At 35.0% G+C, this 23,676-nt stretch carries 23 protein-coding genes and 1 tRNA gene; 13 read left to right on the top strand and 11 right to left on the bottom strand.

The window, feature by feature from the left end; genetic code table 11:
* The first annotated feature begins 146 nt into the window (after positions 1-146).
* The 4 genes from AA089_RS23680 to AA089_RS12380 all read left to right on the top strand — a co-directional run bounded on the left by AA089_RS23680 (position 147) and on the right by AA089_RS12380 (position 6,803).
* Positions 147-3,956 (top strand): beta strand repeat-containing protein, encoded by a 3,810-nt coding sequence (locus tag AA089_RS23680; RefSeq protein WP_053002358.1) that lies wholly within the window; start codon positions 147-149, stop codon positions 3,954-3,956.
* A gap of 22 nt (positions 3,957-3,978) precedes the next feature.
* Positions 3,979-4,794: a T9SS type A sorting domain-containing protein gene (locus tag AA089_RS12370; RefSeq protein WP_046757272.1), complete on the top strand. Its 816-nt coding sequence runs from the start codon at positions 3,979-3,981 to the stop codon at positions 4,792-4,794.
* Between the two features lie 177 nt (positions 4,795-4,971).
* On the top strand, positions 4,972-5,292 hold the full coding sequence (locus AA089_RS12375; RefSeq protein ID WP_156168992.1) for a hypothetical protein: 321 nt from the start codon (positions 4,972-4,974) through the stop codon (positions 5,290-5,292).
* Between the two features lie 206 nt (positions 5,293-5,498).
* Positions 5,499-6,803: a hypothetical protein gene (locus AA089_RS12380; protein WP_046757274.1), complete on the top strand. Its 1,305-nt coding sequence runs from the start codon at positions 5,499-5,501 to the stop codon at positions 6,801-6,803.
* 120 nt (positions 6,804-6,923) lie between these two features.
* Here the strand turns inward: AA089_RS12380 and AA089_RS12385 are convergent, their stop codons facing one another.
* The 5 genes from AA089_RS12385 to gpmI are packed head-to-tail and all read right to left on the bottom strand — an operon-like array spanning position 6,924 to position 11,066.
* Positions 6,924-7,688 (bottom strand): class I SAM-dependent methyltransferase, encoded by a 765-nt coding sequence (locus tag AA089_RS12385; protein WP_046757275.1) that lies wholly within the window; start codon positions 7,686-7,688, stop codon positions 6,924-6,926.
* Between the two features lie 17 nt (positions 7,689-7,705).
* Positions 7,706-8,509, bottom strand: coding sequence for a type I methionyl aminopeptidase (gene map / locus AA089_RS12390; protein ID WP_046757276.1), 804 nt, complete (start codon positions 8,507-8,509; stop codon positions 7,706-7,708).
* Entirely contained in the window at positions 8,506-8,910 is a 405-nt protein-coding gene (locus tag AA089_RS12395) for a BT0820 family HAD-type phosphatase (protein ID WP_046757277.1), read from the bottom strand. Before AA089_RS12395 ends, map begins: the two co-directional genes overlap by 4 nt.
* A 51-nt stretch (positions 8,911-8,961) precedes the next feature.
* Complete coding sequence (locus tag AA089_RS12400; protein WP_046757278.1) at positions 8,962-9,549, bottom strand: thioredoxin family protein; 588 nt, start codon at positions 9,547-9,549, stop codon at positions 8,962-8,964.
* Positions 9,549-11,066 carry a 2,3-bisphosphoglycerate-independent phosphoglycerate mutase gene (gpmI, locus tag AA089_RS12405; protein ID WP_046757279.1) on the bottom strand — a complete coding sequence of 506 codons (1,518 nt, stop codon included), beginning with the start codon at positions 11,064-11,066 and terminating at the stop codon, positions 9,549-9,551. Before gpmI ends, AA089_RS12400 begins: the two co-directional genes overlap by 1 nt.
* 365 nt (positions 11,067-11,431) lie before the next feature.
* Between gpmI and AA089_RS12410 the strand changes: the two genes are divergently transcribed.
* Positions 11,432-11,803 (top strand): ankyrin repeat domain-containing protein, encoded by a 372-nt coding sequence (locus AA089_RS12410; protein WP_162200440.1) that lies wholly within the window; start codon positions 11,432-11,434, stop codon positions 11,801-11,803.
* Between the two features lie 170 nt (positions 11,804-11,973).
* On the opposite strand, the gene AA089_RS24750 is transcribed toward AA089_RS12410, so the two are convergent.
* From AA089_RS24750 to AA089_RS12430, 5 genes are all read right to left on the bottom strand, one after another.
* Entirely contained in the window at positions 11,974-12,147 is a 174-nt protein-coding gene (locus tag AA089_RS24750; RefSeq protein WP_156168993.1) for a hypothetical protein, read from the bottom strand.
* Positions 12,148-12,527: 380 nt separating this feature from the next.
* Positions 12,528-13,289, bottom strand: coding sequence for a M48 family metalloprotease (locus AA089_RS12415; RefSeq protein ID WP_046757280.1), 762 nt, complete (start codon positions 13,287-13,289; stop codon positions 12,528-12,530).
* Between the two features lie 37 nt (positions 13,290-13,326).
* Entirely contained in the window at positions 13,327-14,058 is a 732-nt protein-coding gene (locus AA089_RS12420; protein WP_046757281.1) for a M15 family metallopeptidase, read from the bottom strand.
* Positions 14,051-15,016, bottom strand: a complete 966-nt coding sequence (locus tag AA089_RS12425) for a TolB family protein (protein ID WP_046757282.1) — start codon at positions 15,014-15,016, stop codon at positions 14,051-14,053. The genes AA089_RS12420 and AA089_RS12425 overlap by 8 nt, the downstream gene beginning before the upstream one ends.
* Positions 15,017-15,095: 79 nt before the next feature.
* Positions 15,096-15,551 (bottom strand): GNAT family N-acetyltransferase, encoded by a 456-nt coding sequence (locus AA089_RS12430; RefSeq protein ID WP_046757283.1) that lies wholly within the window; start codon positions 15,549-15,551, stop codon positions 15,096-15,098.
* Between the two features lie 92 nt (positions 15,552-15,643).
* On the opposite strand from AA089_RS12430, the gene AA089_RS12435 reads away from it, so the two are divergent.
* On the top strand, positions 15,644-16,069 hold the full coding sequence (locus AA089_RS12435) for a GNAT family N-acetyltransferase (protein ID WP_046757284.1): 426 nt from the start codon (positions 15,644-15,646) through the stop codon (positions 16,067-16,069).
* A gap of 49 nt (positions 16,070-16,118) precedes the next feature.
* Positions 16,119-16,191 (top strand) — tRNA-Gly (locus AA089_RS12440).
* Positions 16,192-16,626: 435 nt separating this feature from the next.
* Here the strand turns inward: AA089_RS12440 and pepE are convergent.
* Positions 16,627-17,331, bottom strand: a complete 705-nt coding sequence (pepE, locus tag AA089_RS12445) for a dipeptidase PepE (RefSeq protein ID WP_046757285.1) — start codon at positions 17,329-17,331, stop codon at positions 16,627-16,629.
* Between the two features lie 155 nt (positions 17,332-17,486).
* On the opposite strand from pepE, the gene AA089_RS12450 reads away from it, so the two are divergent.
* The 6 genes from AA089_RS12450 (at position 17,487) to AA089_RS12475 (ending at position 23,644) form a co-directional block, all read left to right on the top strand.
* Positions 17,487-18,248, top strand: a complete 762-nt coding sequence (locus tag AA089_RS12450; RefSeq protein ID WP_046757286.1) for a carboxypeptidase-like regulatory domain-containing protein — start codon at positions 17,487-17,489, stop codon at positions 18,246-18,248.
* A gap of 75 nt (positions 18,249-18,323) precedes the next feature.
* The gene (locus tag AA089_RS12455; protein WP_046757287.1) at positions 18,324-18,824 is read left to right on the top strand and encodes a DUF6702 family protein; all 501 of its coding nucleotides are present in this window, start codon (positions 18,324-18,326) and stop codon (positions 18,822-18,824) included.
* A 59-nt stretch (positions 18,825-18,883) separates the two neighbouring features.
* Positions 18,884-21,157 (top strand): M1 family metallopeptidase, encoded by a 2,274-nt coding sequence (locus tag AA089_RS12460; protein ID WP_046757288.1) that lies wholly within the window; start codon positions 18,884-18,886, stop codon positions 21,155-21,157.
* A gap of 96 nt (positions 21,158-21,253) precedes the next feature.
* On the top strand, positions 21,254-21,526 hold the full coding sequence (locus AA089_RS12465) for a Sec-independent protein translocase subunit TatA/TatB (RefSeq protein WP_046757289.1): 273 nt from the start codon (positions 21,254-21,256) through the stop codon (positions 21,524-21,526).
* A complete protein-coding gene (locus AA089_RS12470) occupies positions 21,526-22,089 on the top strand; it encodes a phosphatase PAP2 family protein (RefSeq protein WP_046757290.1) in 564 nt (187 codons plus the stop codon). Before AA089_RS12465 ends, AA089_RS12470 begins: the two co-directional genes overlap by 1 nt.
* Positions 22,090-22,126: 37 nt before the next feature.
* A complete protein-coding gene (locus AA089_RS12475) occupies positions 22,127-23,644 on the top strand; it encodes a S8 family peptidase (protein WP_046757291.1) in 1,518 nt (505 codons plus the stop codon).
* The last annotated feature ends 32 nt before the right edge of the window (positions 23,645-23,676 follow it).

Here is a 23,676-nt window from a genome sequence, read left to right on the forward strand (position 1 = left end):
GAGCATTTTAGATAAATCTGTAAAGAGCATCTTCAAAAAAATACCAAGAAACGTTTAGCAACTCAAAGCTAACTTTCAGAAGATCATCAGAAATACATATAGCATGTCAGATACTTTTGCCTTCATAAACTATAAATTATATTATAATGAAGACAAAAGTATTTTTAATACTACTCTTTGTAAGTTTAACTACTTACGCAAGTACGTCAACTATAAGTTCAGAAGTAGAGCGCAGGTTTACTTGCTTGCCAGAAAATGTTGCTGTGTACAACATTGCTCCAAACTCGGCCGAGGTATCATGGACATCTTCTTCAACAGATACAACGGTACGATATGTACAATTTGGGTTTCCCTTTTCCTTAGGAACAAGTATCACTAACATTCCAGGAAATACGCAAACGATAACTGGTTTAAACGCTAATACATCTTACGATGTGTATGTGCAAGGAAACTGTAATGGAACTACATCAGCTTGGACTTTAGCCACCAACTTTACCACATTGAGCGGAAGTATTATTCATGTTAATCATGCTGCTTCAGGAACAAATGACGGGACAACTTGGAATAATGCCTTCGTAAAGTTGGAAGATGCTTTGGCAATTGCTACTGGAAATGATCAAGTTTGGGTAGCACAAGGTGTGTATATTCCAACGACTACAAATTCGAATTCTAGAAAGGCAACTTTTAATGTACGAACAGGTACAAAACTTTATGGAGGATTCAGTGGAACTGAAACGACTGTTTCTGAAAGAGATGTAGTCAACAATAGAACGATACTTAGTGGAGATTTAAACGGAGATGATAATGATACAATAACCGATGCTGAGGCTACACGTCAAGATAACGCATACCATGTATTGAGCATGAGAAGAGCTATTAGTGATGTGTTAATTGATGGATTTACAATTTCTGGCGGAAATGCTAACGGAGGTACCGTAACTTGGGGATCTGTAATTACACAATTTTCAGATTCAAGAGGAGCTGCCATTTATTTAAACCCAGTTGTCACAGGGGAAAATGTTACAGCAACAGTTCAAAATTGTATTTTGGAAAAAAATTCAGCAACAAACAATAGCGTTTTTGCAGGTTTTGGACCTATAAACGCAGCAACTTTTAACAGAGATTTTACTGGGAATTTTACAAATTGTGTAATTAAAAACAATTATTCTTTAAACTCCTCTGCGTTTCAATACCAAGGATCTACAGGTCAAGGATATAATGCTTATGGAACCATAACGAACAGCTTATTTTATAACAATACATCTGTAAATGGTTCATCGTGTTTGTCGCTAATAGCCAGTACAGCGAATGGCGGAAACACAGGAGGAATGAATGTTAGTGTTATCAATTCAACTTTTGCTAATAATACAGGTCTTTCTGGAAGTGTTGTTGAAATGGCTCAGGCTTCAAACAGTAGAATAAGAAATTCTATTATCTATAACAACGGAAGTACAACACCATTTACAATTACAGCATCTGGTTCTACAGTATCAAATAGTATAGTAGAAGGCGGACAGCAAAGTGCCACAGATGTAGATCCTCTATTTGCCAACTTAACAGAAAATCAAATTATTTTGCAAACTGGATCTCCAGCTATAGATACAGGAGACAACAGTTACATTCCTAGTACTATTATCAACGATTTAAATGGTAGAAATCGTTATGTGAACACGACCGTTGATATGGGAGCTTTTGAATATGGAAATTTAGATTGTAGTGGAACACCATCAAATATTATCGGAACAAATATTACCTTTACTTCAATAGACCTTAGTTGGACAGCTGGCGGAGATGAATCTGTTTGGGACATTGTGTATGTAGCATCAGGACAACCAATTTCTTCTGGAACAGTAGTCTACAGTGTTGGTAATCCGTTTACAATTTCAGGATTAACGCCTAATACTACCTATGATATCAGCATAGTTGCTTCCTGTGTTGCATCTCAAGGTGTAGGTGCTGCTTCTTATACCTTTACAACGGTAGATCCGACATTGTATGTGGATAAGGATGCGTCAGGAACCAATGACGGCTCTTCGTGGGCAAATGCTTTTACAAAACTAGAAGATGCACTTCCTTTAGCAAATAATTTAAGACCTATATGGGTAGCAGATGGCACGTATATACCAAGTACGACTGATACGAATACAAGAAAAGCAACCTTCTCGATTTTAGGCAATACAAAAATTTATGGCGGATTTAACGGAACAGAGACAACCATCACAGAAAGAAATCCGAAAACGAATATTACAATACTATCTGGTGATTTAAATGGAGATGATAATGCTAGTATTCTCGATACTGAAGCAACAAGGCAAGATAATTCATATCATGTGGTTTCCATCAGAGGTGATGTTCAAAATATAGTAGTTGATGGTTTCACAATAACAAGTGGAAATGCAAACGGTGTTGCAAATAATAGTTGTTCAACTCCAGCAATAGATCAATCTTATGACTTAAGAGGTGGAGCAATTTATGTAAATCCTTATGTTTCAGGAAGTAGCTTAGCAGCTCAATTTAAAAACTGTATACTTGAAAACAATTCAGGTATTAGTGTTGCTGTATACGCATCTTTTACACCTTGTGGAGTATCAAACTTAACGCATGACGTGGATTTTGAATCGTGTATTATTAGAGGAAATTATTCTCAGGACTTGGCTGCAATGTTCTTTTCGGGAGCGCAACAGTTTAATCTGTATGGAAAAGGATCTGTTGTAAATAGTTTATTTTACAATAACACTTCTGCAAACAATTCATCTTGTTTGTATTTAGGTGCTAGCACTGGCGGAAATGCTACTGCTTTAGAATTTGAAATGATCAACTCAACATTGGCTAATAATGTTGGAGTTAATGACAACGTTATAACAATGGTTCAGGCTTCTAATAGTACCATTAAAAATAGTATTATCTATGGAAATGGAGCTGGCACTGGTTTTCCTATCGCAATTACAACCTCATTTTCCGTAGTCAACAATAGTATTGTGGAACTTGGAATGATAGGAGGCGCTAATAGTGATCCATTATTTACCAATGCTTCAACAAATGACTATACATTGCAAGCAAGTTCGCCAGCTATAAATGCAGGAGACAATGCTTCTTTACCAGTTACTATAGTTGAAGATTTAAATGGAAATGCTCGTACAGTAGATACTACGGTAGATATGGGTGCATTTGAATATGATGTAAACTTAAATATAGTTCTCAGTCCAAAAATATACCTACAAGGCGCAATGTTAAATGCTAGTGGTGGTAATATGACCGACAATTTAAGAGTTGGAAATAGCTTGCCAATACTATCGCCTTATGCAGATGGCGTATCTTGTAATGCTACTGTTTTTGCAGTCACAGGAAATAATGCCATTGTAGATTGGGTATGGGTAGAACTAAGAGATGCAACCACGAATACTACGATTATAGATGCACAATCGGCATTGCTACAGCGTGATGGTGATGTAGTTGGAATAGATGGAATGTCTTCATTAGTTTTCAACAAAACTATTGGTAATTATTACATAGCTGTTAAGCATAGAAATCACTTGGGGATTATGACAAATACAACTTTCAGTTTGAATAGTACAGCTACAATTGTAGATTTCACAGATGCAAACAATCAAATCACTTATGGAACAGATGCACAAACTACTTTTGGAATGCCAAGCGGTTTGGTTGGAATGTGGTCTGGAAATGTAAACGGAGACATTATAGTACAATATTCTGGAACTACACCTGATACGCCAAATCTGTTGTCGGCAGTATTGAACGATTCAGGCAATTTCTTGAATTTCCCAACCTATGTGCTCACTGGCTACAATGCTTTTGATGTAAACATGGATGGAAACACACAATACACAGGAACTACGCCTGATACACCTTTCATTCTACAAAATGTATTAGCGCATCCAGGGAATTTTTTAAACTTCAGCACGTATCAAATTCAAGAACAATTACCAGAAAACTAATTAACAGATTCACAAGTACATTATGAAAAAAATCACTTTAATTTTAGTCTTTACATTGCTATTTGCGTTGTTCTCAAATACGGCAAATGCTCAAGATGGATATACATATACGTTGCAACACAATAATGGATACAGTTTTACGGTGCAAGCCGTTCCGAATGCCAGCGCTAATAATTTCGCGACTTCGGTACAGAGCTACGGATTTACCATCATTCTTCCAGATGGAGTCACCATTACCACTTCGTCATCTCTAGGAGGTGCTGCAAGTGCTACATTTTTTGATGGTAACAACGTATCTATGCCAACTATTGATGGATATTTAATTACAGAAACGCTAGGAAGTCCAGCAACATTAACAGCTCCATCTGCGGGTACAAACACTGATTTATACACCTTTGTTGTCAATGGAAATCCTGTCAATGGCGAGTTGAAAATTTTAGAAAACAACTCAGCTCTTGCCAATTCGGTCACACCTTTAAAATCGTTTATGCAAGCAGATATGGTAGACGATGGATCAGCGCAATATACCAATGTTGTAGATCCAAACGCATTAGCAGTTTCAGGAATGAGCACATTTAATTTTGCAACACTAAGCATCAACGATGTTGAACTTTTGGATACTGATGTGAAAATCTATCCGAATCCAGCGTCAAATATCTTAAACATTCAAACCAATACAATGATAACAAAGGTTGAAATCTTCAATCTATTAGGAAAAAAAGTAGTGCAAGCCAATACTACAGAAATCAATGTTTCTCAACTTTCGGAAGGAATGTATGTAATGAAACTTACTTCTGTAGAAGGAGCACAAATTACCAAACGTTTTATAAAGCAATAATTTATAGTTTATATTATTGTGTAAATCCTGCGAGTTGCGCAAATGCTTGCAGGGTTTTTTAAAACTTTAAAAAAATAATTATACCCAAGCCAATAATTACGAATGCCAAACAATCGGATTGTACATCCATACAGTTCGATTGTTTTTAAAACAAAAATAATCCAAACAATCATTTATATGAAAATTACCATCACACTACTAAGTTTAGTTGCCATGTGTTCTTTTGCAGAAATACAGCTAGATGCGTTACAAACGGTAGAACATACAGAAGCAATCTACGGAAGTAGTTTTTCGCTTATAAACGATACCAAAAACAAAGTGTCAATCTACACTGGAAGCGGTTACGTAACGTTGAACAAAGGAAGTAAAACAAGCATTTCTTGCAAAGTTGGAAAAACGGTGCATTGGGCAAGTAAAGGAAAAAAAGGAGATGTCATTTTCAAAATCAAAAGTGATATGTGTGGCGAAACCATCAAACTTTCTAAAGTAATGGACTAAAAAAAACATTTAAACATTTTTTAAAAGGGGAAGAAAGTGCAAACTTTCTTTAGTATTCAAAAGGAGAATCTACAATTGTGGGTTCTCTTTTTTTTGCGGAACGGTTTGTTAATTAATTGTTAACTAAGGTTTTAAAGTAAAATTAATCAGGTTTTTCGTAAAGAATTAGTGCCAAATAAAAGTACATTCAAGAAAAATTAAAAACCATGAAAAAGAAACAATTTAATCACAAAAAACTTCGACTGAAGAAAAAAACAAATTTTACAATACTAGTAGTACTATTTCTCACAATGTTTTCCTGTACTAACGATCTTGATGAAAATGTTGAAATCGCTGAAGCCAAGGCAATTACCGAAACAGTTGAACCCAAATTAATAGAGCTATCCATCACATCATTATCGGAAATTAATGATCCTCTTTTATCCAATCAATTTTCTAACACTGTAAATCAGATTAAGGAAATTATTTCAAGCGAATCAGGTAAACTTATGGCCAAGCATAATCTAAATGATTTAGTGATTAATGAAGATAATGTAATGGTTGGCACCAAAACTGATGGATCAACATCGTATATCTTCTCTGTAAATATACCAAGTAAGAATACGAAAGAAGAGCAAAAGTTGCATACCTATGTAACGTTGAATTTTGACGCGAACGGAAACTTGAACAATCACTTGCAGATAGGCGCAGAGCAACTCATATATTTCGATTCCAAAGGAAGTGTGCTGACAAACAATACCAACAATGCAAAATATGGTTATTACTCTCCAAAACCTTCTAACAAACCGAGTAAAGCACCAAAAAGTGTACTTTGTAATTATAATTGGAACGGAAACGCTCCGAGTGTAGTAGCTTCTTATTGTGGTTTCTTTGGCGGATCAACAGGACCGGCGCCGATTGAAGTATTAGCTGCAATGTTTCCAGAGTGGTATGTGTATAGTAACGGACAATGGATAGAGTTGAGTTCGCCTAGAGCAATCATTCCGCTTACCAATGATTATAATGATTTGTATTACATTACCAGTAATGGCAACCTTTTTCCTTTTATGATATTTTATGTCAATGGTTTCCCTTCGCTTAAAAATGAAATCATTAATTATTACGGTCAAGTGTATATAACGCAATTAGGATATGCACTTACCAATCCTTACAGTCAAACCTATGAAGAAGATCATATTCACAAGCAAGCCTTTTTAGATTCTTTCATAGAATGGATATATGAAATGCAAAATCAGTCGCCAACAAATTATAATTATTTGACAGCCAATCCTGATGTATTATATGATATTTTTAACTTCTTTGCGGAGTACAATTTAAACAATCCTATAAATGAATATACCTATCTTGGACAACCTTGGTATATATGGCAATACGCACCTAATCCTGATGTAAAGTGTATGAATACAGGAGCCGAATTTTTAAAAACACCTGCTGGTTTATTGCTCATGCAACAACTTGGTTCAGGTGCAATAACAATTGAAGGATTTAGAGCTGGATTGCCTGATTGTTAAACGGCATCATTTTTAACATAAATCATAATGAAAAGTCACTAAGCGTTTTATACTTAGTGACTTTTTAATATGTATAACTTAAATTTTATTTTTCAATACTCAATACTCAATACTCAATACTTATTTAAAACAAACAGGAATAATTTCGCCTTCCATCAAACAGTATTTTTCTAGTTCTTCAGGAGTGAACTTTGTCGTGTAATCTTCTTCTTTTACTGTAAACCCGATGCTTCTTAGCTTGTCAAAATAATCACGACCGTACACACGCACATGATCGTACTGACCAAAAATTTTAGTACGTTCTTTTTTATCAGTAATCGTATCATCTTCAAACGTAACGTCACGTTCTAAATCTTGTGGAATTTGAAGAATTGCCATGCCGCCAGGTTTCAACACACGATACAATTCTTGCATGGCTTTGGTGTCATCTGGAATATGCTCCAACACATGATTGCACAAAATAGTATCAAATGAATTGTCTGCAAAAGGCAAGTTGCAAATATCCGCTTTTACATCTGCCAACGGTGAAAACAAATCTGTAGTCGTATAGTCTAAATTTTCTTGTTTGCGAAAGCGTTTATAAAAAGCTTGTTCAGGCGCAAAGTGTAATACTTTTTGTGGTTTGGTAAAGAAATCAGTTTCATTCTGCAAATACAACCACAACAACCGATGGCGTTCTAACGAAAGTGTGCTCGGCGATAATGCATTTTCACGATTGATGGCATAACCATATGATAAAAACTTTCTAAAACTTTTTCCGTCAATGGGATCCGTAAATTTGTTTCCTTTTAAAGCAAAAGTAATCATAGGACGTATCCAATAACTCAGCTTAATTAAAAGTGGTCTTGGAATGGTATTGAGTATATATTTAAAAAGGTTTTTCACGAAAGTTTCGAAGTAATTTATTGTCTAAATTCTGCTTCTTCATCACTTTCAATACCTAAAGCATCATAAATATATTGAAATGTAGATAATAACTCTGGTTTTCCGTTTACAATAGCAACATCATGTTCAAAATGTGCGCTTGGTTTCCCATCACGAGTTAAAATTGTCCAGCCATCACGGAGTTGTTTAATGTTTTTCGTTCCCATGTTAATCATCGGTTCAATAGCAACCACCATACCTTCAATAAATTTCTTTCCGCGACCGCGACGACCGTAGTTTGGCATTTCAGGATCTTCGTGCATTTTTCTTCCCAATCCATGACCAACCAATTCACGAACGACACCATAACCAAATGATTCTGTGTATTGCTGAATGGCATGACCAACATCGCCTACACGATTTCCAACTTTCAATTCACGAATTCCAACATATAACGATTCTTTGGTAACCGTTAATAATTTGGTGACTTCGGGCGTTACTTCTCCGACAGGAAATGTATATGCATGATCTCCGTAAAAATCGTTCTTAATGGCTCCGCAATCTATGGAAATGATATCGCCTTCTACTAGCGGCGTATTGTTCGGAATTCCATGAACTACTTGTGCATTAGGACTCATGCATAAAGTATTTGGGAAGTCATACAAACCTAAAAACCCAGGGATAGCATCTTGTTCACGAATGAATTCTTCTGCTAATTTATCTAAATATAAGGTTGTAACACCAGGTTTTACTTCGCTGGCTAACATTCCTAATGTTTTGGAAACGACTAAGGCACTTTCGCGCATTAATTCAATTTCTTCTGTTGTCTTTGCTATGATCATTTTTTAAGAAAGGAAAACAATCCTTTTTTCTTTTTTAATTGTACGTTCGGTGTTTCTTTGGTAAGTAGCTGATAAATTTTGCCCCAACCAATAAAACCACCAATATTTCTATCATCAATAAAGTAATCAGCGTTGATTTTTCTGCTCACTTTTCCTTCAAATATTTCTTCAGGATAACTGTTATTTACAGCATAAAAAACTATGCCGTTTTCTTTACAGAAATCAATAGCTTCCGTTAATTTTTTTCCAGATCTATAAGTCCATAAAATCAAACGATGTCCGTCTTCTTCTAGTCGTTTCAACGTTTCAAACGCAAATAGTTGAGGTTTTCCAATTTTAGGATACGCGTCTTCTACGATGGTTCCGTCAAAATCTACAGCTATTAATAAGCTCTCTTTCATAATTATTACATCTTCCTATTTAGGACTGCAAAGCTACAAAGAATTCGCGTCTTATTCAGCATAACTGTGCTTGTATGCTTCTCCAGATAAAATGCTCAACATATCTTTTTCTAAAGAAGTCACAGGAAACTCTACAATTCTATTCAATTCTTTGCCATCTTTTAGAAATATAAACGTTGGAACGTTGGTAATGTTGAAACCGTCTTCTAAATGTTCGGGCGTTTCTTTTTCTTCATCAACTGTGATCAATTCAATATCTCTTTCATTGATTTCAAGTACATCGGTAATCTTGTAAAATTGCGGTACTTCACGCTGACTGTCTTCACACCAAGTTCCCATAAAGATTTTGATTTTCACATCTTTTGTCAAGGGTTTTATCGCGTCAAGCGTTTCTTTATCCGCAGAATACACGGCATATGTAGGACCAAACCAGACATCGTATGGCGCAGTTGCAATGGTTTCACGAATTTGAACTCCTGTCAAAATTGGCAATTTTTCTCCTTCCTCTTCCGTTTCTGATTCGGTTTCTTCCGTAGTTGCAGTTACTTCCTCTTGAACAGGTTCAGGTGTTGGTGTTTTCTTTTCGTCTTTACACGCAAAAAAAGCAAGTGCTATAAAAATGTATATGATTTTTTTCATTAGATAAGTGATTTTTGAGTCATTAATTCAGGTTGAGGAATGCCAATCATCTGTAAAACTGTTGGTGCAATATCGCCCAAAACGCCATCTTTTATAGCTTTGATATCTTCATCAACTAAAATGATCGGAACTGGATTGGTTGTATGTGCCGTGTTTGGACTTCCATCAGGATTGATCATGGTGTCGCAGTTTCCGTGATCGGCAATAACAATGGTACTATAACCATGTTTTTGTGCAACTTCAATGATTGCTTTGCTGCATTCGTCTACAACTTCACAGGCTTTTACGGCTGCCTGAAAATCTCCAGTGTGTCCAACCATGTCTGGATTGGCAAAATTTAAACAAACAAAATCAGCTTCTTCCGTTTCCAATTCAGGAATGATGGCATCACGAATATCATACGCGCTCATTTCAGGTTGTAAATCGTAGGTAGCTACTTTTGGAGATGGACATAGCAAACGTTTTTCGCCCTCAAAAGGTGTTTCTTGTCCGCCATTAAAGAAAAAGGTAACATGCGGATATTTTTCAGTTTCCGCGATACGAATTTGCTTTTTTCCATGTTTGGCTAACACTTCGCCTAACGTATCTTTTATATTTTCTTTATTGAAAACGACGTGTACATTTTTGTACGATGCGTCATAATTTGTGAGTGTCACATAGTAGAGTGGAAGTGGTTTCATGCCAAAATCAGGAAAATCTTGCTGCGACAATACTTCCGTTAATTCGCGTCCACGATCGGTTCTAAAGTTGAAAAAGATTACGACATCGTCTTCTTTTATATTTCCAACAGGATTATTGTTAGCATCCGTCATGATAATCGGTTTGATGAATTCATCCGTAACATCCGCATCATAACTTTGTTGTATACTTTCTGTAGCATTTATACTCAACGTACCTTTTCCGTTAACTAACGCGTCATAGGCAAGTTGTACACGTTCCCAACGTTTGTCTCTATCCATTGCATAATAACGTCCTGTGATGGTTGCTATTTTTGCATTGGTGTTTTTGCAAAATGTTTCTGTTTGAGCAATAAAACCTTTTCCAGATTTTGGATCAACATCTCTTCCGTCTGTAAACGCATGAATAAATACATCTAACAATCCGTATGTGTCTGCAATATTTACTAAACCTTCTAAATGATTGATGTGTGAATGTACGCCACCATTAGAAACCAAACCTAAGAAATGCACGGCTTTGTTGTTTGCCTTTGCATGTTTGAAAGCAGTTTTTAAGACCGCTTCATCTTTTAAGGTATCGTTTTGAATCGCCAAGTTGATTTTTGCTAAATCTTGATACACAATACGTCCGGCACCTAAATTCATATGTCCTACTTCGCTGTTTCCCATTTGTCCTTCGGGCAAACCGACATTCATTCCATCGGTTAGTAAATTGGCATTTGGGTATGTTGTATATAAACTATTGATAAATGGAACATGTGCGTTTGCAATGGCAGAAACTTCAGGATTGGGCGATTTTCCCCATCCGTCCAAAATCATTAAAATAACTTTTTTATTCATTCGAGATTATTCTTTATTAAAAAACTAAAATAAGTGTATTTCATTACATAATAACAACCCAAACTCAAAAAACCATGCTTTTTTATCAAGGTTTATGAAATTCATAATGAAAGGTTGTTTTTTCTTATAAAATATCAAAAAAAGTATGTTAAGCAATCCTTAAAAAATTACATATAAAAAGGTAACGAAATCACTCTTTTTAAGAAGGCTTTAACACATTTTGATCTAAATAGTTAAGAATGTGTTATAAAAAGAAAATGCTTGCAACAATTTTTATTGGTTGTCGTCTCTTTAGTGTAATTAATAATTACAAAATCAACAATCATCAATTAAAAATCAACAACATTATGAGAAAAACAATTTTTATGATCGCTCTTATAGTAGGAGCTTCATTTACTACAGCTAATGCAACAGAAAACGACACCAACACTGCAACCAACAAAGTAACCGTTACCAAAATTGTAAAGGTAAGTCCTTTTTGTGTGGCCATCGCAAAAGGCGATTTTGATACCGTAAAACGAATGATTCAGTTTGGAGAAAATGTAAATAAAAAGTCGAACGGAAAAACGCCACTAATGTACGCAGCTCGTTACAATAGAGTAAAAATTGCTTCTTTATTATTAGAAAACGGAGCGCGAGTTACACCAAAAGACGAAAATGGTCAGTCTGCTATTGATTATGCAGAATCTGCTCAGGCAAAAGAAGTAAAGAAAGTATTAATGAACGCATCAAAATAAACGCAAGATTTCCTAAAAAGTAAAGAAGTTGTCTAAAAAGTAACAATTTCGTCAAACCTGATTCGGTTTCTCATAGCAGTTAAATAGTAGCGCTATGAGATGCTGGATCAAGTCTAAAATGACGGTTTTACAAGCTTTTCAGACAGCTTCTTTTTATTTGCTATATTATTTTAATTCTGTGGTGGCCATTTTTGACAAACATTGGCACCATAGCATAGTGTAATATTGATTGTTTCTACAGGACATCGATTTGTAAACTGTGGTCTTCCACCAGAAATAACACGTTGGTTTAACTGGCTAATTTCCTTTTTGTTCAATCGTAAATGAGTGGTCTTTTTTTTCATGATTATTATTTTAAGTTATTTAAATAAGAAAGATAAATATTAAAATAAATTGAACAGTACTGTTTTACCATCAATTACAGTAGTGTTTTTAAGAATGAAAAATTACCAAATACTTGAATAGTGATATAGTTTTTGAGTGTATGAGTTTAGTAGCTTACACTTCAATTAACAATAATAATTAATTTACCAAAGACCCAACACCCAAGACCCAAAACCCAACACCCAAATGTAGAATTCAGAATTATGAAGTATCTAGAAATAACTTTGAACTTTAAACATTGAATAGTGATGTAGTTTTTGAGTGTATGAGTTTAGTAGCTTACACTTTAATTAAAAATAATAACTAATTTACCAACACCCAAGACCCAACACCCAAAAACCTACTGACGATATTTTTCAATAGCATCTTTAATACGTTGTATTCTATTCTCAGGATCGGGATGTGTACTTTGAAATTCTGGAGTTCTATTGGGTCCAGCCGCAGCTTTCAAAATCTTCATGACTTCAATCATGGCTTCAGGTTCGTAACCAGCGTATAACATTAAAACGACGCCCAATTCATCACTTTCCAATTCGTCATCACGTCCATTTTTTAGCAAAGTTTGTTGTCCAATTCCATTCACCATTCCGCCCATATCGGCACCGACAGAAGCGCCAGTAGAAACGGTTTTCCAAAAATCACTTTCAGCAATACGTTCGGCAGAATGTCGTCCTAGCACATGTCCAATTTCATGCCCCAAAACACCAGCCAACTGATCATCATCCAATTTACTATACAAAGCATTTGTGATAAAAATTTGTCCGCCAGGTAAGGCAAACGCATTGATAGCTCTGTTGTCGGCAAGCAAATGAAATTCAAATCGATAATCTGATTCTTTCGCCATACTCATGTTTACCAACTTTTCGCCAATAAAATCTACACGTGCTTGCGCGCCAGGATCTGGATACAAACCACCATGTTGTTGTGCCATGGCATCTCTATTGGCAAAACCCAAAGCAACTTCGTCTTCGGTAGACATACTAATCGTTTGTGTACGTCCTGTATATTGGTTTTCTTCTTGATTAGAGCATTTTTTAAAGTAAGCAAACGCTACAATAGCGACTCCGATCAGCAGACGAATTTTGAACTTATTTCCTCTCATGATTGTTAAAAATTGGTGTTGTATAAAAGTACAAAAGTTAGCCTAAAAGCTCAGGATTGATATCTAAAATATTCTCTTTTATATACGAATTGATAAAATGTTCGTCAAAATGCTCACTTCCTAGTAATTTTTCAGCTTGAAGCATCTCTTTGATATTCAGATTTTTATATTCCTGTAACATCGGTTTTGAAATGGGCGCATAACTATAATGCCAAGGTTCGTATTTAAAACCTTTACGACCAGCTTTGTCTGTATATACGATGTAAAAACCAAACGAATTTGCATTGTTTTCTAACCATTCGCGAAGTTTGCAAAATGGTCCGTCGCCGTGAAATTTTTTCGGAACCAATACATCGCCACTGTACGAAGCATTCTTGTCAATAATATCAATATCGGTTGCCCAATGATGTCTGGAAGTTCCTGGAATTGTAGAATATTCTATAATTTTTTTAATAGCATTTATAGGCGATAAACCTTGTTTGGTAAAACGTGTATACTTGCGTTCCCAAATACGATTTTGATGCGCATAATTGCGATAACTAGAAACCACATGAATGGAAATTCCGTCTTTTGCCGCTGCTTCGCGCATTCGTACAAATGCATCATAGGCTTCTTTTCGCAATGAAAATCCGTTACCAAAAACGGCTGGATTTCCTTTTCCGATGAGTTCTAATTTTTTAGAATTTTGTACGTTAAAAGCCATACTTGGTGCACTGTGCAATGCAATAGTTCCCAGTCCGAGAAGCTTCATGAAATTTGATCTATTCAAGTTGAATTGATTTTAATAAGTTATCAAACGGAAGATAATAAATTTTTGAAGTTCCATTGCTTCCTTCGTTCATAACTTCTTTTAATTTTTTAAAATTTAAATTGGTATAGCTGGTCTGAATTGTGCTTTTTTCACTCGTGTAGAAGAAATATTTCTTGTCAAAAGACACAAACGGACAATAATCTATTTGATCCGAATTGACTAAGTTTCCTAAAGAAACAGCTTCTTGCCAAACTCCATTTTTACGAAAACTAATGTACAAATCGCCACGTCCTAAACTTCCTTTTCGTCCATACGAACCAAAAATAAGAAACGATTCATCTGGACTTACATATGCGTTGTATTCATAGGTTTTTGTATTTACAACATCTAAACTCGTAGATGTTTGATAATTTCCGTCTTTCAGCTCACTTTTGTAAATATCTTCTTTTCCTTTTGCGTCTTCACGTTCGGCGGTAAAATAAATAGTACCATTAGTTGCAATAGACGGATAATATTCGTTTTTGTCAGAATTGATCGTTTCAGGCAATCGCACAGGATTTTTCCATTCGCCGTTTACACGAGTTACATACCATAAATCGTAATCCTTTTTTGGAGTTATTCCGTTTCCGACAGGACGCTTAGATGCAAAAAATAATTGTTTTCCGTCGGGCGAGAATGCTGGTTCAATATCATGAAACTTTCCAGAGAATGCAGCAATTGTAAAAGCAGTCCATTTTCCGTTTACTTTTTTTGATGTTAGCAGTGTTCGAAATGCATTTTTTGGCGCATCCAGCGTAAAGAAAATTTCATCATTCGTTGGCGAAATTGCCATATCGCGTACATTTATATTTTTAAAATCGGGGAGATGTATAAAAACTTCAGGCGTATTAAAATCTTCCTTAAATGTAATCGTTTCAGGATTTTGTGCAAATATTTGCGAACTCATAAAAACGAGTAGGAGTAGCATTTTTTTCATAAGAAATACTGTTTTTTGATTGATGATTTTCAAAGTACTTTATTTCCTTTTTTTGAAGCGTTAAAACGACGTTAATCTTTTAAGAAAACGTTTTTATCATCACAAAATGCAATCCGATTTTGGGAATTGAAAACGGCTCTCCATGTTTTTCATATCCCAATTTTTCATAAAACCGAACGGCAATTTCACGTGCATTCATCCACATAAATGTTCCGCCACGTTCTTGAATCATCGTTTCCGCTTTTGTAACCAATGCATCACCAATTCCTCTTTTTTGAAAACTAGTCAAGACTGCCATTCCGCGTAATTGAAACGCTTTTTCAACCTTCAAAGTTGCATGATCGCGTTCCAACAAACTCACAACACCAACCAATTGTTCGTCTATAAAATAGCCAAGATGAAAGGTGGTTGGCAAATCATCTCCGTCAAAACGGGACGAATCTAGAGGTTTTCCTTCCCGCAAAACAGGATGTCGCACCTCATACGCTTTTTTGGCGGTAATCTCTTTAATTGTAAATGAAGTATCACTTTTCATAATCACAAAAATTTAGTAGAATACTCAAAAGTATCACTTATTTTGGAGTCTTTTTTTATAGAAATAAATTAATTTTGAATAAAAAGTACAGCATGCAAATTACTTTTAAGTTACTCAATACGGAAGAAGCAGAAATCATTTTGCCATATTTGGATCTCATGAATTCACAAAAAGTACCGATGGATGTATTAAAAGAACGTTTTTCTGAAATGTTAGCGCAGAATTACGAAGCTTTTGCCATTTATGACGGCGATCAAATGATCGGTTGTTTTGGTTTATGGCATATGACGCGTCATTATTGTGGAAAAAGTTTAGAGCCAGATCATGTTTACATTGAAGAAAGCTATCGAAGTAAGGGAATTGGTGCGCAATTATTTCAGTGGATTGAAACCTACGGAAAGGAAAAAGGAGTTACCACAATTGAGTTAAATACCTATATAGAAAATTTTCCTTCGCATAAGTTCTATTATAATCAAGGATTTATAGCTCGCGGATATCATTTTCTGAAAAAAATCTAAAAAAATATTTGGAAAGTAAAATTCTGTTTAACTATATTTGCATCCGCTTGCGAAAGTAGCTCAGTTGGTAGAGCGTCAGCCTTCCAAGCTGAATGTCGCCGGTTCGAACCCGGTCTTTCGCTCAACACTAAAGCCGATTCTTTTTGAATCGGTTTTTTTTATTTTGTGAAACTCAATTTTAAGAAGTCTGTATGACAAACTCAAAATGGTTAGTTGAACTAATTTCGTAGAAAAGCAGAAGTTTGTGAAAGTACAGTATTAGGTTAACTTGAGCTCGATGTGAAAATTTAGTTTGATACTTTTCTTTTCCGAAGTATAGCAGGAATTTTCCGTTAAAAATTTTTGAAGCCTTGGAAAAAATTTAGGGAAATTCATGCGGTTTTAGTTTTTCCAAAAAAGAAAAACTAAAAATACCTCTGGAAAAGTTCCCTTTCTTTTGTTTCTTTTCTTTGGGAAAGCAAAGAAAATGAAAATAAGATGCGGAAAATGTGTTATTAAGCAGAGAATTTTAAGACTTAATTTTTAATTTGAATTACTTATGTAGAACTGATGTTAAGTCAATCAAATTTAATTTCAGAACCAGTTTCCAACTCATACGGTGTTTTATCGTGTTCAAAAATGCGCGCCGTATGTGAACCTTCTAAAGTAATTTTTTCATCCATCACACGAATCCAGCTTCCTTCTCTAATTCCAACCACAGGAAGTGTATTAAACTTGTGAAATTCTTTAATACGTGTTTCACGTGTTTCTCCCATATGTGTATCGCCTTCAATCGGATCTAAATAATGAGGATTGATATTAAAAGGAATGGTTCCTAAGGTTTTAAAACTTGGCGGATATATAATTGGCATATCATTGGTTGTCTGCATGGTGAGTCCGCAAATATTGCTTCCAGCACTTGTTCCTAAATACGGAGTTCCATTAAAAATAGCTTCTCTCAGGGAAACAATTACTCCCGTTTTGTACAATTGTGAAACCAGTAAAAATGTATTTCCACCACCTGTAAAAATTCCTTTTGCGTTGGCAACTGCTGCTGTTGGATTTTCAAACTCATGCATACCACGAACTGTTTTTCCAATAGTTTTAAATGCTTTTGCAGCGATGGCGGTATATTCGTCATGTGTAATTCCTCCGGGACGTGCATATGGAATAAATAAAACCTCTTCTGTAGCTGCAAATAAGGAAGCAAGTTCATCAAGAATATACGCTAAATATCCGCTTCCATGTACTGTGGATGTACTGGCAATAATCATATTTTTCATAAAGTATACATGCTAAATGTGTTGTAAAATGTAAAAGTAATCATAATAAGGTTTTAACAAAAGTTTAATGTATGTTGGGATTTATTTAAGGACAATAGTTAATTTCTTTATCGTATCTTTATAAAAGAACCTATTAACCAATAAATTTAACCTAAATGAAGCAAAAATTACTCTTAATTTGTCTCTTAATTTCAACAATGTTAGTGGCGCAAGACGCAGAACGAAAAATTTTGCGAGGAAAAGTTATTTACAGACAAGTAAATGTTGTTGGAGTCAATATTGTGAATAATACAACCAGTAAAGGAACGGCAACCAACAGCAAAGGAGAATATGAAATTTTAGCAAAAGCAGGAGACATTCTTATTTTTTCTTCAGTTCAATATACCATTAAAGAAATTACAGTTACAGATAAAATTATTGCCAATAATCGTTTAGTAGTTGAGGTTACTGAAAAAGTTGAAGAGTTGGATGAAGCTGTGATTAGTCCAGAAAATAAAGAAAAATTTCTAGACTTTCAAGAGGAGGAAATAGCTAAATATAAAGATTACCAATTTGCGGATGACCGCTATTCTGCAGTGCGAAATGAAGCATTACTTCAAGAAAATTTTCAAGGAGCTAACATATTGGGAATTGTTGGATTGCTCCTCAATTCAATTATTGGAAAAGGTAAAAAACGAGAAAAAGAAAAAGCCATATACGAACGAACGAGTTTCAACGATATTCGCTCACGCTACAAAGACGATTTTTTCACTAAAAACTTAAATATTCCTGAAGATCAAATAAGTGCATTTCTTTACTACTGCGATGATCAAATGCCTTCTGAAGACTTGTTTACGACGAAAAATGAATTCTTAATGATTGATTTTATGGTAAAACATAGCAAAACATTTTTAGCATCAACCAAAACAAAAGACTAAGCGAACGTATGAATATCTTTTTTTGGAACGCTTTTTGGATATCTTTGTCACTACAAAATAAAGATACATACACTAATGAAACGATATAAATATCTCATTTTACTCAGCATACTTCCACTATTTTCTTTTGTTGCCGCCCATAAATTTTATGTAAGTGTAACCAACATAGAACATAGTACATCTGCGGAAGCGTTACAAATTACAACACGTATTTTCATAGATGATTTTCAAGAAGTTATGAAAATGCGATATGATTTAAAAGAAGAATTAACTGCAGAAAAAAACACAAAAGAAGTAGAGCGGTTAATGCAAAAATATCTCCAACAAAAACTCAAAATTTGGGTAGATGGAGAACAAAAAGCTTTCACATTTATCGGAAAAAAATATGAAGATGATGTTACGGTGTGTTACTTGGAAATTCCCAATATAAAAACAGTAACTTCCATAACTGTAGAAAATGATATTTTATATGATTTAGAAGAAGATCAGCAGAATTTAGTGCATGTTAAAATAGGAAATCAGCGTAAAAGCTTATTATTAGTCAAAGAAAATGATAAAGGTTTGTTAAATTTTTAACAATAACTCTTGAAAATAATTAATTTCACGCATTAAAATACAAACCTATTAAAAGCCTAATGAAACGGATACATTTCTACATTTTCGCATTTCTATTTTTGGGATCAAACTTTGTCTTTGCTCAAGAGCAACAAGATGATAAGAAACCTCAAGGACATATCAATCAAAACAAATTTAGACAGCTATATCAAGAATTCTCTACACCAAACATGTACAGAACAGCTTCTGGTGCGCCTGGAAAAGCATACTATCAGCAACAAGCTGACTATGAAATGGACATAGAACTTGATGATAAAAATCAAAAATTATACGGAGTTGAAACCATTACCTATACAAACAACTCTCCTGACGATTTAGAATATCTTTGGGTACAGTTAGACCAAAATGTAAGAGCAAAAAACTCACAAGCTTCTTTAAAAAATGGAGGACGTATTCCTCGATTACAAAAAGCATCTACATTTGTAAACAGTTATGTAGCTGATCCTTTTGATGGTGGATTTAATATTGATTATGTCAGAGATGCAAAGGGAAAACCTTTATCATTCGTCATCAATGAAACTATGATGCGTATTGACTTGCCTAAAAAATTAACGTCAGGTAGCAAGGTATCATTCAGTATCAAATGGTGGTATAACATTAACAATCACGTTACAAAAAGAGGTCGTTCAGGATATGAATTCTTTGAAAAAGATGGAAACTACGCTTATGTAATAGCGCAATTTTTTCCACGTATGGCCGTGTATAATGACGTAGAAGGATGGCAAAACTATCAATTCTGGGGAAATGGTGAGTTTGCATTACCATTTGGAAACTATAATGTAAACATCACAGTGCCTGCAGATCACGTGTTAGATGCTACGGGAAAACTACAAAACAGAAAAAAAGTATTTACAAGTAAAATGATGGATCGCTACGAACAAGCGTTGCAATCATTTGACAAGCCTGTAATTATTGTTACGCAAGAAGAAGTTGAAGCTGCTGAGAAAAACTTTTCAAACAAAAAGAAAACGTGGAAATTTTACGCAGAAAATGTACGAGATTTTGCGTTTGCATCTTCACGTAAATTTATCTGGGACATGCAAGCTGTTGATATCAACGGTACAAAAATAATGGCAGTTTCAATGTATCCGAAAGAAGGAAATCCACTTTGGGAAGAATACTCTACAAAAGCTGTTGCAAGTGCTTTAAAAACATATTCAAAACACACATTTGATTATCCATATCACAAAGCAATTTCAGTACATGCTAAAAATCAAGGAATGGAATATCCTATGATTTGCTGGAACTATGGACGTCCAAACGAAGATGGAACCTATTCTGAAAGAACAAAATTTGGAATGATCAGTGTTATTATTCACGAAGTTGGTCACAACTTTTTCCCAATGATTGTAAACTCTGACGAGCGCCAATGGGGCTGGATGGATGAAGGTTTAGATACCTTTATGCAATATTTGTCTGAACAAGAATTTGCTAAAGAATTCCCTGAGTCTGTAGCATCTACCGATGGAAAATATCCTTCACGTAGAGGAGCGCCATCTAAGATTGTTCCGTATATGAAAGGAAATCAAGAAAGATTGTCTCCAATTATGTCAAATCCTGAAAATGTATTCAAACTAGGGCCTAACGCTTATGGAAAACCAGCTACAGGACTAAACATTTTACGAGAAACAATTATGGGACAAGAAGCATTTGATCATGCTTTCAAAACATACGCGCAGCGCTGGATGTTCAAACACCCAACTCCTGAAGATTTCTTTAGAACTATGGAAGATGCTTCAGGAATCGATTTAGATTGGTTCTGGAGAGGATGGTTTTACACAACAGATTTTGTTGATATCGGAATCGAAAGTGTAGAACAATATCAAGTAGGAACACGAGCAGGCAAAACGGGAGATTTTGTATACTTTATTCCACAAGATGATCCACGTTACAACAAAGACAACGAAGGACAAGCCGTATTAAGTATGGAGCAAAATGCACCATTAAAGGAATACTTAATGGACAACTTTTCTGAGCAAGAAAGAAACGCCATGAAAAACCCTAAGTACTTCTATGAAGTTACATTTAACAAGCCTGGAGGATTGGTAATGCCAATTATTGTAGAATGTACCTATGAAGACGGAAGTTCTGAAATGATTAAATATCCAGCACAAATTTGGAGAAAAAATGATGATAGTGCACAAATTGTAATTGCATCTGACAAAGCAATCAAAACATTGCAATTAGATCCAAAGCTAGAAACTGCGGATATTGATACTACAAACAACGCATGGCCGAGAGAAGAAGGCAATACGGACTTCAATAAATTTAAAGAAAACAAAGTAAAACAGTAGTTTTTACCATATATTCATAAAAAAGCCAGCATAATTGCTGGTTTTTTTATTCCATAATATTAACTTGATTATATTTGTATAATAATACAAGAACGCATGGCATTATTCATCAGTGGAGGAGAAATATTCGTAATTATGTTAATCGTAGTTTTGGTATTTGGTGCGGATAAAATTCCGGAGATCGCTAGAGGCTTAGGAAAAGGAATGCGTCAACTAAAAGATGCAACCAACGAAATAAAGCACGAAATCCAAAAAAGTGCTGAAGATAATGGACTAGATACTGATATTGCAGGAGATATTAAAAAAGAAATTGACAAAGTAAAAGAAGATATTGAAGATATGTCAGGTCCTATCAAAAGGCAATTTTAATGCTAGATCAGTTACTAGCATATGACAAAGAACTACTCATTTACCTAAATAACTTAGGTGGAGTTCAATTTCATACATTCTGGAAGTACATTACAAGTTTTATTTACTGGGTTCCAGTATTGCTCTTCATTTTTTTTAGAATTTATATACGTTTTCCAAGACGTCAAGCTGGGCTTATTATTGGATATGGACTCATTATTATGATCATTTCTCTATTATTAGTAGAAGTTGTCAAGGTAGGGATCGAACGGCTTCGACCATGCAACGATCCTACAGTAGCTCCATTTCTAAACATCATCATCAAACCTGCAAATTACAGTTTCTTTTCAGGTCATGCAACAGTTTCCTTTGCAGTAACTACTTTTTTAGTACTCATGTTACGAAAAGTATTCAAAACGATCTACCTTCTTTACCTTTGGCCAGTATTATTCATATATAGTCGATTGTATTTTGGAGTTCATTATCCTTCAGATATCTTGACAGGAATTATCGTTGGTATTTTGATTGGAATTGCATTTCATCGAATTTGCAATGCACGCATAGTAAAATTACGAATTTATTAATATATTCGTTAAAATTTTAACCAATCAATAAAAAAGAATGAAAAATCTTAACCTAAGGCTTGTCTTAGTACTAGCGGCTTTGAGCGTCGTTTCATGTGCTGATGACGTAGCAATTAATGAAAATTTACCAGAAGAAACTGCAATCATTTTAGAGCAGAAAGAACCACTAACTCCTGAACAAATCAATGCAAAAATCAACGAAACTATTGAGCAACGTGTCGATTTTGAATGGAAAAACATGGAAGCACATATGATTTGGAGTGCAGCTATGCATGGCGATAATATCATAACTGTCGGTTTTGGAGCAGATGATAACGATTTCAACAAAGAAAATTCTAATGCAAGTGCTATTAAAGATCGATTACTAAGTAATATTGCTATTGATGAAAAAGTAGACAGTCAAAAAACATCAGACCTATTAATCGATGAAGATGACAAACTAAATATCATTGATGTAAAAGTTGAAAACTTAGCTACCATTGAAAACTTATTAAAAGAAGATGGAATTCGTTACATAGAACCAGCAGGATACAGATATTGGCAATATCAAGGAACGTCAGAATCTGGTGCAGGATGCGGATTTGACGGCGCTTCATTAAATGCTGCTGATTACACTACTATTGCTCCAGGAGCAAAATTACCTTGGAACTTTGCTAAACACAACATTCCAGCAGCATGGAACTACAGTACAGGTGCTGGAATCGGAATTGGAGTTATTGATACAGGTTTAACACCAAATAACTCATTATTAAACAGTAATTTCAACGATGGATATTCTTCGGGTCGTTACAGACAGCGATATGGACTCTTTGTAGATTCTTGGTGGCCTTGGTCGTCGAGTACAGACGGACCAAACGATCAATGTGGACATGGAACAAGTATGGCTTCTGCAGCTACAGCACCGCGAAACAACGATGGAATGCCAGTTGGAGTTGCATATAATGCAAATTTAATTAGCTATAGAGGAACAAAAAATGTACTTTTGGATGGTTATCATGAGCAAAAAGGTGTTGCAAACTCACTCAAAGCACTTGGAAATAGAAGTGATGTAAAAATCATTTCAATGTCTATCGGAAATATATTTTCTATAGGTAGAATCAAGGATGCGGTACGATATGCAAACAGCAGAGGAAAATTAATCTTCGCAGCAGGTGGAACTTCAACAACTTTTACTAACTTTGTTGGAGTAATATTTCCTGCAAGCATGAGTGAAACGGTTGCCGTAACAGGTGTAACGGACGCAAGTAACTATAAAGAATGCGATATTTGTCACAAAGGAAGCAAAATCGATTTTACAATCGTAATGCAACGTAATGGTAACGGAAATAGAACAATGCCAGTATTAGGATACTATAATGGACAAACAGATTATGTAGGCGGATCGTCTGTAGCAACAGCGACAACAGCAGGAATTGCAGCCTTAATTTGGTCAAAATATCCAAACTGGACAAAAGATCAGGTATTAAACAGATTGAAACAATCTGCAGATTTCTATCCAAACAAAAATTCTCAGTATGGATATGGAAATATAGACGCATTGCAAGCGGTTCAATAGAACAGTTGGCATATTTAGTTTAGTAAATAGGG

This window comes from Kordia jejudonensis (assembly GCF_001005315.1).
GTDB lineage: Bacteria > Bacteroidota > Bacteroidia > Flavobacteriales > Flavobacteriaceae > Kordia > Kordia jejudonensis.

What these genes read in the sequence shown, in the direction of transcription:
- AA089_RS12455 (WP_046757287.1), top strand. Translation starts at nt 18,324, where the DNA reads ATGAAACGATATAAATATCTCATTTTACTCAGCATACTTCCACTATTT.
- AA089_RS12425 (WP_046757282.1), bottom strand. Translation starts at nt 15,016, where the DNA reads ATGAAAAAAATGCTACTCCTACTCGTTTTTATGAGTTCGCAAATATTT.
- AA089_RS12415 (WP_046757280.1), bottom strand. Translation starts at nt 13,289, where the DNA reads ATGAGAGGAAATAAGTTCAAAATTCGTCTGCTGATCGGAGTCGCTATT.
- map (WP_046757276.1), bottom strand. Translation starts at nt 8,509, where the DNA reads ATGATCATAGCAAAGACAACAGAAGAAATTGAATTAATGCGCGAAAGT.
- AA089_RS24750 (WP_156168993.1), bottom strand. Translation starts at nt 12,147, where the DNA reads ATGAAAAAAAAGACCACTCATTTACGATTGAACAAAAAGGAAATTAGC.
- AA089_RS12430 (WP_046757283.1), bottom strand. Translation starts at nt 15,551, where the DNA reads ATGAAAAGTGATACTTCATTTACAATTAAAGAGATTACCGCCAAAAAA.
- AA089_RS12395 (WP_046757277.1), bottom strand. Translation starts at nt 8,910, where the DNA reads ATGAAAGAGAGCTTATTAATAGCTGTAGATTTTGACGGAACCATCGTA.
- AA089_RS12410 (WP_162200440.1), top strand. Translation starts at nt 11,432, where the DNA reads ATGATCGCTCTTATAGTAGGAGCTTCATTTACTACAGCTAATGCAACA.
- AA089_RS12465 (WP_046757289.1), top strand. Translation starts at nt 21,254, where the DNA reads ATGGCATTATTCATCAGTGGAGGAGAAATATTCGTAATTATGTTAATC.
- AA089_RS23680 (WP_053002358.1), top strand. Translation starts at nt 147, where the DNA reads ATGAAGACAAAAGTATTTTTAATACTACTCTTTGTAAGTTTAACTACT.
- AA089_RS12475 (WP_046757291.1), top strand. Translation starts at nt 22,127, where the DNA reads ATGAAAAATCTTAACCTAAGGCTTGTCTTAGTACTAGCGGCTTTGAGC.
- gpmI (WP_046757279.1), bottom strand. Translation starts at nt 11,066, where the DNA reads ATGAATAAAAAAGTTATTTTAATGATTTTGGACGGATGGGGAAAATCG.
- AA089_RS12460 (WP_046757288.1), top strand. Translation starts at nt 18,884, where the DNA reads ATGAAACGGATACATTTCTACATTTTCGCATTTCTATTTTTGGGATCA.
- AA089_RS12375 (WP_156168992.1), top strand. Translation starts at nt 4,972, where the DNA reads ATGAAAATTACCATCACACTACTAAGTTTAGTTGCCATGTGTTCTTTT.
- AA089_RS12400 (WP_046757278.1), bottom strand. Translation starts at nt 9,549, where the DNA reads ATGAAAAAAATCATATACATTTTTATAGCACTTGCTTTTTTTGCGTGT.
- pepE (WP_046757285.1), bottom strand. Translation starts at nt 17,331, where the DNA reads ATGAAAAATATGATTATTGCCAGTACATCCACAGTACATGGAAGCGGA.
- AA089_RS12370 (WP_046757272.1), top strand. Translation starts at nt 3,979, where the DNA reads ATGAAAAAAATCACTTTAATTTTAGTCTTTACATTGCTATTTGCGTTG.
- AA089_RS12450 (WP_046757286.1), top strand. Translation starts at nt 17,487, where the DNA reads ATGAAGCAAAAATTACTCTTAATTTGTCTCTTAATTTCAACAATGTTA.
- AA089_RS12435 (WP_046757284.1), top strand. Translation starts at nt 15,644, where the DNA reads ATGCAAATTACTTTTAAGTTACTCAATACGGAAGAAGCAGAAATCATT.
- AA089_RS12470 (WP_046757290.1), top strand. Translation starts at nt 21,526, where the DNA reads ATGCTAGATCAGTTACTAGCATATGACAAAGAACTACTCATTTACCTA.
- AA089_RS12380 (WP_046757274.1), top strand. Translation starts at nt 5,499, where the DNA reads ATGAAAAAGAAACAATTTAATCACAAAAAACTTCGACTGAAGAAAAAA.